Origin of the sequence: Rhodopseudomonas sp. WA056, from assembly GCF_010906995.1 — a bacterium.
Taxonomy (GTDB): Bacteria; Pseudomonadota; Alphaproteobacteria; order Rhizobiales; family Xanthobacteraceae; genus Rhodopseudomonas; species Rhodopseudomonas palustris_G.
The window spans coordinates 1-15575 of the sequence record NZ_QPFS01000002.1; the positions used below are offsets into that span (position 1 = coordinate 1).

Below are 15575 nucleotides of genomic sequence, written 5' to 3' on the forward strand. Positions count from 1 at the left end.
ACCCCAACCCTCCCCCGCAAGCGGGAGAGGGAGCGCGCCGTGCTCGGGGCAAGTCAGCGGCCTTCAATATCAACGCCATCACGCCACCTGCCCGTACGCCTTCATCACCTGCTCGCGCAGCACGGCCCAGATCTCACGATGCAGTGCGTGGAAGTCGTGGGTCAGGCGGATTTCGAAGATGTCGCGCGGGCGCGGCAGTTCGATCCGCCAGTCGCCGACGATGCGCGACGACGGCCCCGCCGACATGATCACCACCCGGTCGGCGAGCGCGATCGCCTCTTCGAGATCGTGGGTGACGAACAGCACCGCCTTCTTGTGCGCGCTCCACAGCTCGAGCAGCAGATTGCCCATGATCTGCCGGGTCTGCGCATCGAGCGGGCCGAACGGCTCGTCCATCAGCAGGATCTTGGGATCGCGGATCAGCACCTGCGCGAGCCCGACCCGCTTGCGCTGGCCACCGGACAGCATGTGCGGATAGCGCTGCGCAAACGCACCGAGCCCGACCGTCTCCAGCCAGCCCTGGGCGCGGGCCAGCGCCTCGCTGCGCGGCGTGCCGGCGATCTCCAGTCCGATCGCGACGTTGTCGATCGCGGTCTTCCACGGAAACAGTGCATCGGCCTGAAACAGATAGCCGGCCTGCGGATTGAGGCCGTCGAGCGGCGCCCCGAAGATTCGCACCGCGCCGGCGGCGGGGCGCAGCAGCCCGGCCGCCACGTTGAGCAACGTCGACTTGCCGCAGCCGGTGGGCCCGACGATGGCAACGAATTCGCCGTCCGCGACCGTCAGCGTCGCATGCTCCACCGCCGTATAGGTCCGCGCATCGGCGAGCCGGAACGCCACCGTGGCATCCTGCAGCGCCACCGCCGCACTATCCGTCTGAATCACGCCCTCTCCCCGCTTGCCTGCTTGCTGCGACCATTCAACGCCGCGCGCCGACATGCAAGTCTGGCTTGCGCCCTGCCGTCTCCGGCAGCCATGCTGCGACCATGACGAGCGCAGCTTCGCCGATGATCGCCTTCGACAATGTCGCCAAGAGTTTCGGTGGCGGCCGGATCAAGGCGATCGACGATGTCTCGCTTTCCGTGCAGCGCGGCGAACTGCTCGCCATCGTCGGCGGCTCGGGCTCCGGCAAGACCACACTGCTGCGGCTGACGAATCGGCTGATCGACGCCGATGCCGGCGCGATTGCGATCGACGGCCGCGATATCCGCTCCGCCGATCCGATCGTGCTCCGGCGCGGCATCGGCATGGTGTTCCAGAATGGCGGGCTGTTCCCGCATCTCACCGTCGCCGGCAATATCGGCATCACGCCGAAGCTGCTGAACTGGCCGAAGGCGGAGATCGCCGCGCGCGTCGACGAATTGCTCGATCTGGTGCGGCTCGATCCGGCGCAGCATCGGGACCGGTTGCCGCACGAACTTTCCGGCGGCCAGCGCCAACGCGTCGGGGTCGCCCGCGCACTCGCAGCCAGGCCGCAGATCGTGCTGATGGACGAGCCGTTCGGCGCGCTCGATCCGCTGACCCGCGACGCCCTCGGCGAGGACTTTCGCGCGCTGCACGACCGGCTGCAGCTCACCACCGTGCTGATCACCCACGACATCACCGAAGCGCTGCTGCTGGCCGACCGGATCGCCGTGATGCATCGCGGACGACTGCTGGCGCTCGGCCCCGGAGCCGAGCTTGCGGTCAACGATCATCCCTACGTTGCGGAACTGCTCCGCACACCGCGCCGGCAGGCACTGCGGCTCGGGGCGTTGCTGCCGCGGGACGGCGCGACATGAGCCTGTTCGCCGATCCGCGCTGGCGCGACGCGCTGAGCAATCTTCCCGACTATCTCGGCGCCCATGTCCGCGTCAGCCTGGCGGCGCTCGCGCTCGGACTGATCGTCAGCCTGCCGCTGGCGATCTTCGCCCGCCATCGCCCTTTGCTCCGTGGCGCCCTGCTCGGCTTCGCCGGCATCGTGCAGACCATCCCCGGCCTCGCCCTGCTGGCGCTGTTCTATCCGCTGCTGCTGGCACTGGCGGCGCTGTCGGCGAGCACGTTCGGCGTCAGTTTCTCCGCCTTCGGTTTCCTGCCCGCGGTGCTGGCGCTAGCGCTGTATTCGATGCTGCCGGTGCTGCGCAACACCATCACCGGGCTCGACGGCATCGATCCGGCGCTGATCGAAGCGGCGCAAGGCGTCGGCATGACCGAGCGTCAGGTGCTGACCATGGTCGAGCTGCCGCTGGCTCTCCCCGTAATCATGGCCGGCATCCGTACTGCCGCGGTGTGGGTGATCGGCACCGCGACGCTGTCGACGCCGATCGGCCAGACCAGTCTCGGCAACTACATCTTCGCCGGCCTGCAGACCCAGAACTGGATTCTGGTGCTGTTCGGGTGCGCTGCCGCCGCCGTGCTGGCGCTCGCCGTCGATCAACTGCTGGCGCTGGTGGAGATCGGCCTGCGCCGCGGCAGCCGCTGGCGGATCGGTTTCGGCACCGCAGGTGTCGTCGCAATCGTGATCGCGACGCTGCTGCCGGGCGTAGCGGCGCGCACCTCTTATGTGATCGGCGCGAAGACTTTTACCGAACAATACGTCCTCGCCGCATTGCTGCAGCAGCGCCTCGAGGCCGGTGGCCTGACCGCGACGACGCGCGCCGGCCTCGGCTCCAGCGTGATCTACGACGCGCTCAGAAGCGGCGACATCGACGCCTATGTCGATTACTCCGGCACGCTGTGGGCCAATCAGTTCAAGCATCCCGGCATCGCCGCACGCGACCAGGTGCTCGCCGAACTCAAGCACGATCTCGCCAAGGACGGCGTCACGCTGCTCGGCGAGCTCGGCTTCGCCAATGCCTACGCACTGGTGATGCCGCGTGCCAAGGCCGAAGCGCTGAACATCCGCTCGATCGCCGACCTCGCCGCCCGCGCGCCACAGATGACCATCGCCGGCGACTACGAGTTCTTCTCCCGGCCGGAATGGGCCAACCTGCGCAGCGCCTACAGGCTCACGTTCAAGACCGAGCGGCAGATGCAGCCGGATTTCATGTATGCCGCGGTCGCCTCCGGCGAAGTCGACGTCATCGCCGGCTACACATCGGACGGGCTGATCGCCAAATACGACCTGGTGGTGCTCGACGATCCGCAGCAGGCGATCCCGCCCTACGACGCGGTGCTGCTGATCGCGCCGCAGCGCGCCGGCGACGCCAAACTGCGCGCGACGCTGACGCCCCTGCTCGGCCACATCGAAATCGACGCGATGCGCGCCGCTAACCTGCAGGCGGGATCAGGCGGCACGCCGGACGTGGCGGCACGCGCGTTATGGGAGCGCGTGAGGCGGAACTGATCGGCCGGGCGAGATGACGAGCTAGATCTTCGGCTTCAACCCAAGCCTTTTCGCCACGACCTTGTCGACCCACCGCGGCGGCAGCTTGGTCGAGAGCCAGAACTGCAGCGGTCCTGGGGTGACAACATCGTGCGCCTTCGGTGACGGCGCCGTCAGCGCGTCATGGACGTGCTGCGCGATCGTCTCCGGTGGCAGGCCGCTTTCGTCCATCTCCGGCAGCAGCGCGCGCAGCTTCTGCAGCGCCGGATAGAATGGCGAGTTCGCAAACCGCGACACGTCCTCCCGCTCGGCCTTGCCCCAGATCGGCGTCTTCACCGCGCCCGGCATGACCACCACGACATCGATGCCGAACAGCATCAGCTCGCGCCGCAGCCCGTCCGACAGCCCGTTCAGCGCGTACTTGGAGGCGGAGTACGCCGCCATCAGCGGATTGCCGAACTTGCCGGCGATCGACGACATCATCACGATCCGACCCGGCGCCCCGCGCAGCGACCGGTCGGTGCCGAGCAGCGGCGCAAACGCCTGGGTCGCGACGATCGGCCCGATCACATTGACCTCGAACTGGCGGCGGAATTCATCGGCGGGCAGATCCAGCACCGCCCCCGCCACCGCGATACCGGCGTTGTTGACCAGACCGGCGAGCGTTTCGCCGTCGAGCGCCGTCCGGACCTGGTCGGCCGCGGCTCGGATCGCGACCTCGTCGGTCACGTCCAGCACCAGCGGCGTGAAACCAGGCCCGAATTCGACGATCAGCCGCTCGGCATCGCTGTGCTTGCGCACGCTGCCGAACACGCGAAATCCCTTGTCCAGCAACATTTTCGCAATGGCATGGCCAATCCCGGTGGACACGCCGGTGACGACGACAGACTTCATGGCTCGCTCCGTTCGAAGGTGAGCATCCTATCACAGCAAAACGGGACCGCGTCACCGCGATCCCGTTGCTGAAAGTCGACCGGGCCTGCCGCGCGGCCGAACCGCGCGGCGCGCCGAAACGTTGTTACCGCCCCGCTTCGGCCACTTCGCCCTTGATGACGTCGCCGAAGCGCTGCCAGCGTTCGCCCTTGAAGGTCATCATCTGGAACTGATCGATCGGCGCGAAGTCGGTCGGCGAGGTGTTGACGGTGACGCCCGGCAAGAGACCGTCGAGCTGGACGCCCTTCATGCTGGCCGCCTGCTTCATCAGGTTGTCGCGGGACAGATCGTCGCCGCACATCCGAAGCGCCTGCTCCATGGTCTGGGCGATACTGTAACCGGACAGCACCGTGCTCTCCATCGCCTTGCCTTCGGGGATGTATTTCTCGACGAAGGCATGGAATTTCTTCATGCCGGGATCCTCGTTCCACTGCGGATCGGTCGGATCCTTGGCGAAGGTCGCGGACACCAGATCCTGCGCGTTATCGAGGCCGGCCGGCTTCAGCACGGTGCCGAGCGACGACGAAGCATTGGGCACGATGTGCAGCGGCTTCCAGCCGAGTTCGGCGACTTTCTTGATCGACTGCGCGGCGAACTTGCCGGTGGCGAACGAGAACAGGGTGTCGGCGCCGGACGCCTTGAGCTTGACGATCTGCGAGTCGATGGTCGGCTCGGCGACTTCGTAGCTGGCCTCGGCGACGAGCATCGACGCCGCCTTGTCACCCAGCCCTTCCTTCAGGCCGCGGATGTAGTCCTTGCCGAAATCGTCGTTCTGGTAGAGCACGCCGATCTTGGCGGTCGGCTTCTCTTTCAGAAGATACTTGGCGTAGGCGTTGGCTTCGGCATGGTAGCTCGGCAGCCAGCCCATGGTCCACGGAAACTGCTTCGGATCGTTCCAGCGCGTGGCGCCGGTGGCGAGGAACAGTTGCGGCACCTTGCGGGCGTTGAGGTACTTCTGGATCGCGACGTTCGAGGCGGTGCCGACATTGCCGACGATCGCCATCACCTCGTCGCTCTCCACCAGCTTGCGGGTCTGCTCGACCGTCTTCGGCGGCGAGTACGCGTCGTCATAGGAGATCAGGTTGATCTTGCGGCCGTTGATGCCGCCTTCCTCGTTGATCTTCTTGAAGTACGCCGCGTAGGTCTTGCCGAGGATGCCGTAGGCCGAGGCCGGACCGCTGTACGGCACGGTGTTGCCGAGCTTGATCTCGGTGTCGGTGACGCCGGCGCCGTTCTTCTTCTGAGCGAATGCGGGGGGCGCGGCCAGCATGGCGATCACGGCCGCGAATGCAGCCACGGAAGTCGTCGTCTTACGCATTTTTGATCCTTCTTCTTGCGTTTCCTCGATGCGGCTGGTGCCGCGCGAAGCTCTCCCGTTGGCCGGGGCTGTTGTGGCGCGTCGGCGACGCGCGTTGTTCAGGTCATATTCGTTTGGGTGGCGGCCGCACCGCCCTGCTCCGCGAGCGCGCGCACGTCGGCGGCGGCGGTTTCGACGTGGCGGCGCACCTGAGCAGCGGCAGCGGCTTCGTCGCGCGCTTCGATCGCAGCGACGAAAGCGCGATGATCGTCGAGCGAGCGGCGGCGGATCGCCTCGGACTCGAAGTACCGCTCCCGCCAGCGCCGGCTCATCAGCATCAGCGGCGTCAGCGTCCGCACCAGAATGCGGTTCTGGCTGGCGGCGACCAGCGCGAGATGGAAGCCAACGTCGGCCTCGGCCAGATCGCCGCCGGCTTCGATCATCGCCGCGTAGGTTTGCAGTGTTTGGTGGAGCTTGGCCAAATCACCATCGGTGCGGCGCTGACAGGCGAGCCGCAGCGCCTGCTCCTCGCAGATGATCCGGGCTTCGGTGACATCACGGGTCACTTGCGGATCGAAGGTGAGCCCGAGGTCGGCCTGTAGCACCAGCGCATCGAGCCCGCCGTCCTCGACAGCATTGCGCAGATAGATGCCGGATTTCGGCCGGCGCTCGGTGATGCGCATCGCGTCCAGCACCGCCAGCGCCTCGCGCACCGAGCTGCGCGCCACCCCGAACCGCTCCGACAGTTCCCGTTCAGACGGCAGCCGATCGCCCTTCGCCAGCCGATGATGCTGCACGAACTCCAGCGTCTTGCGGACCGTATGGGAGGTCTCGGAATTGAGCGGGGTCGTCATAACTGACCCTACCAATCTGGTCAGACCAGATCAAGCTGGCGGGCTGCGGCGGATTGCACCGGCATCAAACGAAAACGGGACCGCGTCGCCGCGATCCCGTTCTGCTCAATAGGGCCGAATTCTTGCGCCGAGCACAGCGATCTCCCTCGCCCCGCTGTTGCGGGGAGAGGGTTGGGGTGAGGGGCGACGCGGGCACGGAGTCTCGGCCGCGATGAGACGCCCCCTCACCCGGATTGCTGCGCAATCCGACCTCTCCCCGCACGCGGGGAGAGGTAACTACCCGGCTTAGTTCTTCGACTTGTCGACCAGCGCGCCCTTCTTGATCATCGAGATCGCGCTTGCGCGATCTCGCCAGAAAGAACCTGGATCAAGAAGATCAATTCTTCGACTTGTCCACCAAGGCGCCCTTCTTGATCCAGGGCATCATGTCGCGGAGCTTGGCGCCGACTTCCTCGATCGGGTGCGCGGCGAGCTTGGCGCGGGTGGCCTTGAACGAGGTCTGGTTGACCTTGTTCTCGAGCATCCAGTTGCGGGTGAAGATGCCGTTCTGGATGTCTTCCAGCACCCGCTTCATCTCCGCCTTGGTCTCGGCGGTGATGATGCGCGGACCGGTGACGTACTCGCCGTATTCCGCGGTGTTGGAGATCGAGTAGTTCATGTTGGCGATGCCGCCTTCATAGATCAGGTCGACGATCAGCTTCACTTCGTGCAGGCACTCGAAATAGGCCATTTCCGGCGCGTAGCCGGCTTCCACCAGGGTCTCGAAGCCGGCCTTGATCAGCTCGACCAGACCGCCGCACAGCACCACCTGCTCGCCGAACAGGTCGGTCTCGCATTCCTCGCGGAAGGTGGTTTCGATGATGCCGGCGCGGCCGCCGCCGATCGCCGAGGCGTACGACAGGCCGAGGTCGTGGGCGTTGCCCGAGGCGTCCTTGTGGATCGCGATCAGGCACGGCACGCCGCCGCCGCGCTGATACTCGGAGCGCACGGTGTGGCCCGGGCCCTTCGGCGCGACCATCAGCACGTCGAGGTCGGCGCGCGGCTCGATCAGGTTGAAGTGGACGTTGAGACCGTGGGCGAACAGCAGCGCCGCGCCCTGCTTCATGTTGTCGTGCAGATGCTCGCGATAGATGTCGGCCTGCAATTCGTCCGGCGTCAGCATCATCATCACGTCGGCCCACTTGGCGGCCTCGGCGACGTCCATCACCTTGAAGCCGGCGTTCTCGGCCTTCTTGGCCGAGGCCGAGCCCTTGCGCAGCGCGATCGCGACGTCCTTGACGCCCGAATCCTTCAGGTTCAGCGCGTGGGCATGGCCCTGGCTGCCATAGCCGATGACGGCGACCTTCTTGCCCTTGATCAGATTCAGATCGGCGTCGCGATCGTAGTAAACTCGCATCCTCGTTCCTCTTTCTCGGCGGCCCGTCCCGCCCGTGCTGGTGCGATCGGGCCGTCGCGGCCGACCGTTGAATTGCCGCTGGTTTCTAGGGCGATGGATGCCCGGAAACAAGCCCGCGGCGGCGAATTGTGGCCCTGCGTCGCGGCTTCATGGCTGCCGCAAGACGGGATACAGCGAGGCGACCAGCAGGGCCGCCATCACCAGATTGAAGACGCGCACCGCCTGAGGCGATTTTACCAGCGATTGCAGGGCAGTGCCGAACAGCGCCCAGGCCGCGGACGACGCGGTCCCGATCGCCAGCAGCGTCGTCGCCTGCACCGCGACGTTCCAGGGATAGGGCGCCACCGCCGAATAGGCGGTGACGGTGCCGATCGCGATCACCCACCCTTTGACGTTGACCCATTGAAATGCCGCGGCGCCCCAGAAGCTCATCGGCCGGCGCTCGACGGTGGCGTCCGGATCGGCCGGCCTGGCGAGCGCGATCACCCCGGCGAGCCAGATCAGATACGCCGCCCCGGCGTATTTGAGGATGATTTGCAGCAACGGATAGGCCGCGAACACCGCGCCGAAACCGAAGCCCATTGCGGCCACCATCACGGCGAAACCGATCGTCACGCCGGCGACGTGCGGCAGCGTCCGGCGAAAGCCGAAGGTCAGCCCGGACGACAACAGCATGATATTGTTGGGCCCAGGCGTGAACAGGGTCGCGAAGGCGAAGCCGATGAACGCGGCGAGCAGTTCGGTGGCCATCGTCGATTCTCAGGCGGTTTCAGGCAGTTCGGGCTTGGCGCGGCCGAACAACAGCATGATCGCCAGCCCGGCGACCACGATCAGCATGCCGGCCAGCCGCAGCGGGCCGAAGGTCTCCCCGAACACCAGGCTCGACGCCCCCGCCCCGATGAACGGCACCAACAATGCAAAAGGCACAACCTGCGCGGCGCTGTAGGCGTGCAACAGCCGGCCCCAGATCCAATAGCCGATGGTGGTCGAGCCGATCGACAGCGACAGCATCGCCGCCATCACCCCAGGCGACAGATGGGTCAGCTCGTGCCAGATCGCCGGCCCGCCATCCGCCACCCAGGCAGCCAACGCCAGCGGCGGCAGCGAGGCCGCGCTGATCCAGGCGAACAGGTCGAGCATCGGTACGCCCTGGGCCCGGCGCAGCAGCAGATTGGAAAAAGCGAAGGCGATCGGCGCCGTCATCGTCACTGTGAAGGCCAGAACGGTGAAATCATAACCGACGGTGAAGCAGATCAGCAGCAGCCCGCAGGCGGCGACGCCGATGCCGATCAGTTGCGCCCGGGTCGGGCGCTCGCCAAGCAGGACCGCCGCGAACGCGATGGTGAAAAGCGCCTGGCTCTGCACGATCACCGCGGTGAGTCCCGCCGGCACGCCCTGCGAAATGCCCCAGCTCTGGGTGAGATACTGCCAGACCAGCAGCAGGCTGATTCCGATCCAAACCGGGAGCGCCAGCCCCGGCCGCGGCAGCACCAGGCACGGCAGCGCCGTGATGGCGAAGCGCAGCAGATTGAGCACCGTCGGCGACATTTCGGTCAGGGCGTAGCGCGTGAACACGAAGCCAAGCCCCCAGATCAAGGCAACGAGCAGCGCAAGCACGATGTCGGCCGGCTTCATTGGGTCTCCGCCCCGAATCCGCCGGCTCGAACATGCGGCGTTGCCCGGTTCCTAACCGATCCGCTGCCGCCCGATAACCCGTGCGGCGCGCGGACCTGCATCCCGCGCAACGATGACGCAACCGAAGGGGCGGAACCAAAGAATCCGCCGACGGTTTCTTCCGCACGCGCACGCTACGTTGCGCCCATTTGCATGGAGGATCGTTCGACAGATGGCTCTCATCCCGCACAACACGCTCGTCGTCGTCGCCGATGGGCGCGGCGCCCTCCTGCTGCGAAACACCGGCAAGCCGGCCAACGTGACGCTGCGGCATGAACGCAAGTTGGAACCGACCAATCTGGAGAACGAGGGACCGTCCGGATCGCGCCCCGAGGACCAGACCCAGGCCCAGACCGACGAGGCGACCTTCGCCAAGCAGCTCAGCAACACGCTGAACAAGATGAAGCTCGACGGCGAATTCGACCAGCTCGTACTGGTCGCCGATCCGCAGACCCTCGGCCAGATCCGTCCGATTCTGCACAAGACAGTCGAGGCCTCGCTGATCCGCTCGCTGGCGAAGGACCTCACCAACCACCCGCTCGATCAGATCGCCGAGGCGATCGCGGCGTAGCGGCCGCCTGTGGCGCAAGCGTAGCCGCGGCTACAGACCGCCGCGGTAGCCGCTCAAAGTGGCTGCTTCGATGCCGAGGATGACGGCCAGCATTGTACGCACGTCTGTCATCAAGGGCGTCGGTGCTCGTTCGATTTTGCGAAACAGGCGCGACGATCCGTGAACCGCGCGTACTTGGTCGACGAGCACCATACCGCGGGTTTTCAGACCTTCAGGCAACGGCACATTGAAAGGCCAGTCACCGGCACTCGACGAAATCGGGCAAATCACCGCCCGTCCTGAGAGATCATTGTAATCGCGCGCGGTCATCACAAGAACCGGCCGGCGTTCGCCTTGCTCCGTGCCGAGAACCGGGTCGAGATCCGCCCACACGATGTCACCGGCGTCGTGAACGGGCATCGCGCTTCTCAGGCGGGACGATCCTTATCGGCGTCCCATCCGGGCCGGGCACGATGAGGCCATGTGAATAATCGTCGTCGATGATTTCGGAACCTCGGTCGCGTCCCCAATCCAACAGATCGGGCGGCTTCAGTCCACGACGTTTGATCTCGTCCAGCATTTCCGCCAGACGCCGCGCCGACGTCTTGACCGGCTTTCGCAATCGAAACCCGTCGGCTTCGAGCGTCAAATCCAGTTCGCTTCCGTCGGTCACACCGACGCTCTCGGCGGCTGTCCGCGGCAACCTCACGCCCAGACTGTTGCCCCATTTCGCGACCTTGACCTTCACGGCGGCCTCCTTCGGCTCGGATATCCAGTGTATATCCGAGCCGAAGGAATCGCCAGAGCCCTACATCCCCTCGGCGCCGCGGCCGATCGCGGCGACGCCGGTGCGCACCACTTCGACCAGGCCGAGCGGACGCATCAGTTCGATGAACTGGTTGATCTTCGACGAGTTTCCGGTGATCTCGAACACGAAGCTCTCGGTCGAGGCGTCGATCACCCGGGCCCGGAAGGCTTCGGCGAGCCGCAGCGATTCGACGCGGTGGTCGCCGGTGCCGCGCAGCTTGACCATCGCCAGCTCGCGCTCGATCGAGCGGCCGCTCAGCGTCATGTCGACGACGCGATACACCGGGACCATGCGGTCGAGCTGATTCTTGATCTGCTGGATCACCATCGGCGTGCCGGTAGTGACGATGGTGATGCGGGACAGGTGCTTCTGCGCCTCGGTCTCCGACACCGTGAGACTTTCGATGTTGTAGCCGCGGCCCGAGAACAGGCCGATCACCCGGGCCAGAACGCCGGGCTCGTTCTGCACGATCACCGACAGCGTGTGGGTCTCGTTCGGATCGTGACGCTCTTCCATGAAGTAAGCGGATGCGGGCTGGGTCATCTCAATTCCCTGTCAAACTCGGGTCCGATCGCATCGGACAATTTCGGTTGCACGCGGCGCCGCCCCACCCTCTGCCGTCATCCCCGCGAAAGCGGGGATCCAGTATTCCAGAGCTTTGCTTGAACAATACGCGCTCTGCGATACTGGGTCGCCCGGTCGAGCCGGGCGATGACGGCGGAGCAAGGGGCACCGCCGTTGGTAACAATCACCTCAGGCCGTTATCCTCACACCAGCGCCTTGCCGCCGGCGAAGGCGGCTGCGGTGGCTTCGTCGGTGGCTTCGGCCGGCAGCAGCATTTCGTTGTGCGCCTTGCCCGACGGGATCATCGGGAAGCAGTTCTCCAGCGCGGCAACGCGGCAGTCGAACAGCACCGGCTTGTTCACCTTGATCATGTCCTGGATCGCGCCGTCGAGATCCGACGGCTTGATCACCTGCATGCCGACCGCGCCGTAGGCTTCGGCGAGCTTGACGAAGTCCGGCATCGCTTCGGTGTAGGAATGCGACAGCCGGTTGCCGTGCAGGAGCTGCTGCCACTGCCGCACCATGCCCATGTACTGGTTGTTGAGGATGAAGATCTTGATCGGCAGCTCGTACTGCACCGCCGTCGCCATCTCCTGGATCGTCATCTGCACCGAGGCGTCGCCGGCGATGTCGATGACGAGGCTGCCCGGATGCGCCACCTGCACGCCGAGCGCCGCCGGCAGACCGTAGCCCATGGTGCCGAGGCCGCCGGAGGTCATCCAGCGCTTCGGCTGTTCGAAGCCGTAGAACTGCGCCGCCCACATCTGATGCTGGCCGACCTCGGTGGTGATGTAGGTGTCACGGCCGCGGGTCGCCTCGTACAGCCGCTGGATCGCGTATTGCGGCATGATGACGTCGTTGTTCTTCTTGTAGGCGAGCGAATTGCGCGCACGCCAGGTCGCGACCTGCTGCCACCACTGCTTGGTGTCGGGCTTCTTGGCCTCGGCCTTGAACACGCTCAAGAGGTCGGTCAGCACGGTGGCGACGTCGCCGATGATCGGCACGTCGACCCGGATGTTCTTGTTGATCGACGACGGATCGATGTCGATGTGGATCTTCTTGGCGTTCGGCGCGAATGCGTCGGTGCGGCCGGTGATGCGGTCGTCGAACCGCGCGCCGATGCACAGCATGACGTCGCAATCGTGCATCGTCATGTTGGCTTCGTAGGTGCCGTGCATGCCGAGCATGCCGAGCCAGTTCTTGCCCGAGGCCGGATAGGCGCCGAGGCCCATCAGCGTCGAGGTGATCGGGAAGTCGGTGACGTCGACCAGTTCGCGCAGCAGCCGCGACGCTTCGGGGCCGGAATTGACCACGCCGCCGCCGGAATAGATCACCGGCCGCTTGGCGTTCGCCAGCAGCGCCACCGCCTTGCGGATCTGAGCGGGATCGCCCTTCTTGCTCGGCACGTAGGAGACGTGGACGTCGGCCTTGCGCGGCGGATGATAGGTGCCGGTGGCGAACTGCACGTCCTTCGGCACGTCGACCACCACCGGGCCCGGACGGCCCGAGGTCGCGACGTAGAACGCCTCGTGCAGCACCTTCGGCAGATCCTCGATCCGGCGCACCAGCCAATTATGCTTGGTGCACGGCCGGGTGATGCCGACGGTGTCGCATTCCTGGAAGGCGTCGTTGCCGATCAGATGGGTCGGAACCTGACCGGTGATGCACACCAGCGGGATCGAATCCATCAGCGCGTCGGCCAGCGGCGTCACCATGTTGGTGGCGCCCGGGCCCGAGGTCACCAGCACAACGCCCGGCTTGCCGGTCGAGCGCGCATAGCCCTCGGCCGCATGGCCGGCGCCCTGCTCGTGCCGGACCAGGATGTGCTGGACGTCGGACTGCTGGAAGATCTCGTCGTAGATCGGAAGTACCGCACCGCCCGGATAGCCGAAGATGTGCTCGACACCGTGATCCTTCATCGCGCGGACGATCATCGCCGCACCGGTCATCTGGTTCGGATCGTGGCTGTTGCTGTCGCTCATGTTTAGGCTCCGGGATGCGCCTCTGGCGCTGACGTTCGGGTGGTTCGGACAAGCTCGATTCAGGAGAACCGTGTTCAGGCAATAAAAAAGGGCCCGTCGAAGGCCCTCAGCGCACCGTCCGTTCGCGGGGTGGAGTCTATCCACCCCCGGCGGTGCGCCTGGGTACGATGACGAGAAGCAGGTCGGTAATTTTGTGTCGCATGTGGCCGGCTCGGCTTCCCAAAGGTTGCGCGCGGACCATACCCCTCAAACCCTGAATGTCAAGGCGGGGAAGACCCGTACGGATCAAACCTTAGCCGGATTCCAGAGTGGTCGCGAGCGGTAATAACAGGCAGTCGGCATGCAGCAAGCAGCCGCTGAGAGGTTCGCGCTACGCGCGCCCCCGAATGACATTGTCCAGCAATGCGCCCGCCTCCTCCGGCTTCACCCACCGGAATTCCGGCAACTGATGCCGAAACCAGGTGAACTGCCGCTTGGCATAATGCCGGGTGTCGGCGGCGCCGATCGCAGCCACCTCGTCCAAACCGATCTCGCCGCGCAGATGCCGGATCAACGCCGGCACGCCGTGCGCCTTCATCGCCGGCAGCAACGGGTCGAGCCGGCGTTCGGCCAGCGCTGAAACCTCATCCAGCGCGCCGGCCTGCAGCATCGTGGCAAATCGGGAGTCGATGCGCTCGTACAGCGCCTCGCGATCCGGAGCCAGAAATACCGCCGCCACCTCGTCGGCAGGCAGCAGCGGCGGCGACGCTTGCCGGTGCCAGTCGGTCAATGGCCGACCGGTCGCCAGCACGACCTCCAGCGCGCGGGCGATTCGCGTCCGGTCAGCCGGCGCCAGCCGCGCTGCCGCCTCCGGATCATGACGCGCCAGCTCTGCATGCAGCGCCAATACCCCGTCCCGGTCGAGCCGCAGCCGCACCGCGTCGCGGACCTCGGCCGGCACCGGCGGCACCGCCGACAGTCCCCGTGTCAGCGCCTTGAAATAGAGGCCGGTGCCGCCGATCAGGATCGGCAGCAGTCCGGCAGAGCGCGCCTCCGCCAGCGCCGCAGCGGCCGCCTCGACATAGGCTCCGGCAGAGAAATTCACCGCGGCATCGACCGTGCCATAAAGAAGGTGCGGCACCAGCGCCTCCTCGTCCGGCGTCGGCCGGGCGGTGATGATCCGGAGGTCGCGATACACCTGCATCGAGTCGGTGTTGATCACGGCACCGCCACTCGCCTCGGCCAGCCTTAGCGCCAAGGCCGACTTGCCGCTGGCGGTCGGCCCTGCGATAAGCACGGCCGCCGGCCGCCGGCCGCGCCGTTCCGGACCCTCCGCTGTCATGTCGCTCGTCGCCACGCTCATCTGCAATCCGAACAATCCCGCGCTGGATTCGACCGTGATCGAGGGAGCGCGTGCGGTGCTGCCCCAGCCCAACGAAGCCGTCTGGCTGCACGACGAGATCGCCGCCGACATCTTCTTCGCGAGCCCCGAAGATCCCCTGGTGCTGGCCGACCGGCTGCGCGCCGCGCGCGGCGACCTGCCGGTCGATGTCGTGGTGCAGCCTGCCGCGACCCGGCGCAAGAAGCTTTTTCTCGCCGACATGGATTCGACCATGATCGGCCAGGAATGCATCGACGAGCTGGCCGGCTTCGTCGGGCTGAAGGACCACGTCGCCGCCATCACCGAGCGGGCGATGCGGGGCGAGATCGAGTTCGAGCCGGCGCTGCGCGAGCGTGTCGCACTACTGAAGGGACTGCCGCTCGAAGTGATCGGTCAGGTCCTCGACACCCGGATCACGCTGACGCCCGGCGGCCGTGCGGTGGTGCAGACGATGCGCAAGCATGGCGCCTATACCTGCCTCGTCTCCGGCGGCTTCACCCAGTTCACCCAAGTGGTCGCCGAGCGGCTCGGCTTTGCCGAACACCGCGCCAATGAGCTGCTGAACCAGGATGGCAAGCTGACCGGAACCGTCGCCGAGCCGATTCTGGGCCGCGACGCCAAGCTGGCGACCCTGCTGGAACTGCGCGAAGCCGACGATCTCGATGCGATCGACACCCTGGTGGTCGGCGACGGCGCCAACGATCTCGGCATGATCCAGGCCGCCGGGCTCGGCATCGCCTACCATGCCAAGCCGGCGGTCGCCGCCGCCGCGCACGGCCGCATCGACCATGGCGACCTGACCGCCCTGCTCTATGCACAAGGCTATCGCCGCGATGAGTTCGTCGGCGACTGA

16 protein-coding genes are annotated in these 15575 nt (G+C 66.1%); 4 read left to right on the forward strand and 12 right to left on the reverse strand.

The features are described 5' to 3' along the window. Positions 1-78 precede the first annotated feature (78 nt). On the reverse strand, positions 79-939 hold the full coding sequence (locus tag DU475_RS00655) for an ABC transporter ATP-binding protein (RefSeq protein WP_082315541.1): 861 nt from the start codon (positions 937-939) through the stop codon (positions 79-81). Between the two features lie 47 nt (positions 940-986). Here DU475_RS00655 and DU475_RS00660 point away from each other — a divergent pair, with 47 nt between their 5' ends. After that, positions 987-1781, forward strand: coding sequence for an ATP-binding cassette domain-containing protein (locus DU475_RS00660; protein ID WP_246700200.1), 795 nt, complete (start codon positions 987-989; stop codon positions 1779-1781). Continuing rightward, the gene (locus DU475_RS00665; RefSeq protein ID WP_164630091.1) at positions 1778-3325 is read left to right on the forward strand and encodes an ABC transporter permease/substrate-binding protein; all 1548 of its coding nucleotides are present in this window, start codon (positions 1778-1780) and stop codon (positions 3323-3325) included. The genes DU475_RS00660 and DU475_RS00665 overlap by 4 nt, the downstream gene beginning before the upstream one ends. Positions 3326-3346: 21 nt before the next feature. Here DU475_RS00665 and DU475_RS00670 read toward each other — a convergent pair whose 3' ends face one another. The 6 genes from DU475_RS00670 to DU475_RS00695 all read right to left on the reverse strand — a co-directional run bounded on the left by DU475_RS00670 (position 3347) and on the right by DU475_RS00695 (position 9419). Beyond that, positions 3347-4198, reverse strand: a complete 852-nt coding sequence (locus DU475_RS00670; protein WP_164630093.1) for an SDR family oxidoreductase — start codon at positions 4196-4198, stop codon at positions 3347-3349. A 124-nt stretch (positions 4199-4322) separates the two neighbouring features. Next, positions 4323-5555 carry an ABC transporter substrate-binding protein gene (locus DU475_RS00675; RefSeq protein WP_164630095.1) on the reverse strand — a complete coding sequence of 411 codons (1233 nt, stop codon included), beginning with the start codon at positions 5553-5555 and terminating at the stop codon, positions 4323-4325. A 98-nt stretch (positions 5556-5653) separates the two neighbouring features. Continuing rightward, positions 5654-6388, reverse strand: a complete 735-nt coding sequence (locus DU475_RS00680; RefSeq protein WP_164630097.1) for a FadR/GntR family transcriptional regulator — start codon at positions 6386-6388, stop codon at positions 5654-5656. 376 nt (positions 6389-6764) lie between these two features. Beyond that, positions 6765-7784, reverse strand: a complete 1020-nt coding sequence (gene ilvC / locus DU475_RS00685; protein ID WP_013503162.1) for a ketol-acid reductoisomerase — start codon at positions 7782-7784, stop codon at positions 6765-6767. Between the two features lie 147 nt (positions 7785-7931). Beyond that, positions 7932-8534 carry a LysE family translocator gene (locus DU475_RS00690; RefSeq protein ID WP_013503163.1) on the reverse strand — a complete coding sequence of 201 codons (603 nt, stop codon included), beginning with the start codon at positions 8532-8534 and terminating at the stop codon, positions 7932-7934. Between the two features lie 9 nt (positions 8535-8543). Next, entirely contained in the window at positions 8544-9419 is an 876-nt protein-coding gene (locus DU475_RS00695; protein ID WP_164630098.1) for an EamA family transporter, read from the reverse strand. Positions 9420-9630: 211 nt separating this feature from the next. Between DU475_RS00695 and DU475_RS00700 the strand changes: the two genes are divergently transcribed. Then, the gene (locus DU475_RS00700; RefSeq protein ID WP_013503165.1) at positions 9631-10029 is read left to right on the forward strand and encodes a host attachment family protein; all 399 of its coding nucleotides are present in this window, start codon (positions 9631-9633) and stop codon (positions 10027-10029) included. A 30-nt stretch (positions 10030-10059) separates the two neighbouring features. Here DU475_RS00700 and DU475_RS00705 read toward each other — a convergent pair whose 3' ends face one another. From DU475_RS00705 to miaA, 5 genes are all read right to left on the reverse strand, one after another. Beyond that, positions 10060-10428: a type II toxin-antitoxin system PemK/MazF family toxin gene (locus DU475_RS00705; RefSeq protein WP_164630100.1), complete on the reverse strand. Its 369-nt coding sequence runs from the start codon at positions 10426-10428 to the stop codon at positions 10060-10062. Continuing rightward, entirely contained in the window at positions 10406-10756 is a 351-nt protein-coding gene (locus tag DU475_RS00710) for an AbrB/MazE/SpoVT family DNA-binding domain-containing protein (protein WP_164630102.1), read from the reverse strand. The genes DU475_RS00705 and DU475_RS00710 overlap by 23 nt, the downstream gene beginning before the upstream one ends. A 60-nt stretch (positions 10757-10816) precedes the next feature. Next, complete coding sequence (gene ilvN / locus DU475_RS00715; RefSeq protein ID WP_013503166.1) at positions 10817-11359, reverse strand: acetolactate synthase small subunit; 543 nt, start codon at positions 11357-11359, stop codon at positions 10817-10819. Positions 11360-11583: 224 nt separating this feature from the next. Beyond that, a complete protein-coding gene (locus tag DU475_RS00720; protein ID WP_164630104.1) occupies positions 11584-13362 on the reverse strand; it encodes an acetolactate synthase 3 large subunit in 1779 nt (592 codons plus the stop codon). A 370-nt stretch (positions 13363-13732) separates the two neighbouring features. Continuing rightward, a complete protein-coding gene (miaA, locus tag DU475_RS00725; protein WP_164630203.1) occupies positions 13733-14683 on the reverse strand; it encodes a tRNA (adenosine(37)-N6)-dimethylallyltransferase MiaA in 951 nt (316 codons plus the stop codon). Between miaA and serB the strand changes: the two genes are divergently transcribed. Beyond that, positions 14682-15575, forward strand: a complete 894-nt coding sequence (gene serB, locus DU475_RS00730; protein WP_164630106.1) for a phosphoserine phosphatase SerB — start codon at positions 14682-14684, stop codon at positions 15573-15575. The genes miaA and serB overlap by 2 nt on opposite strands.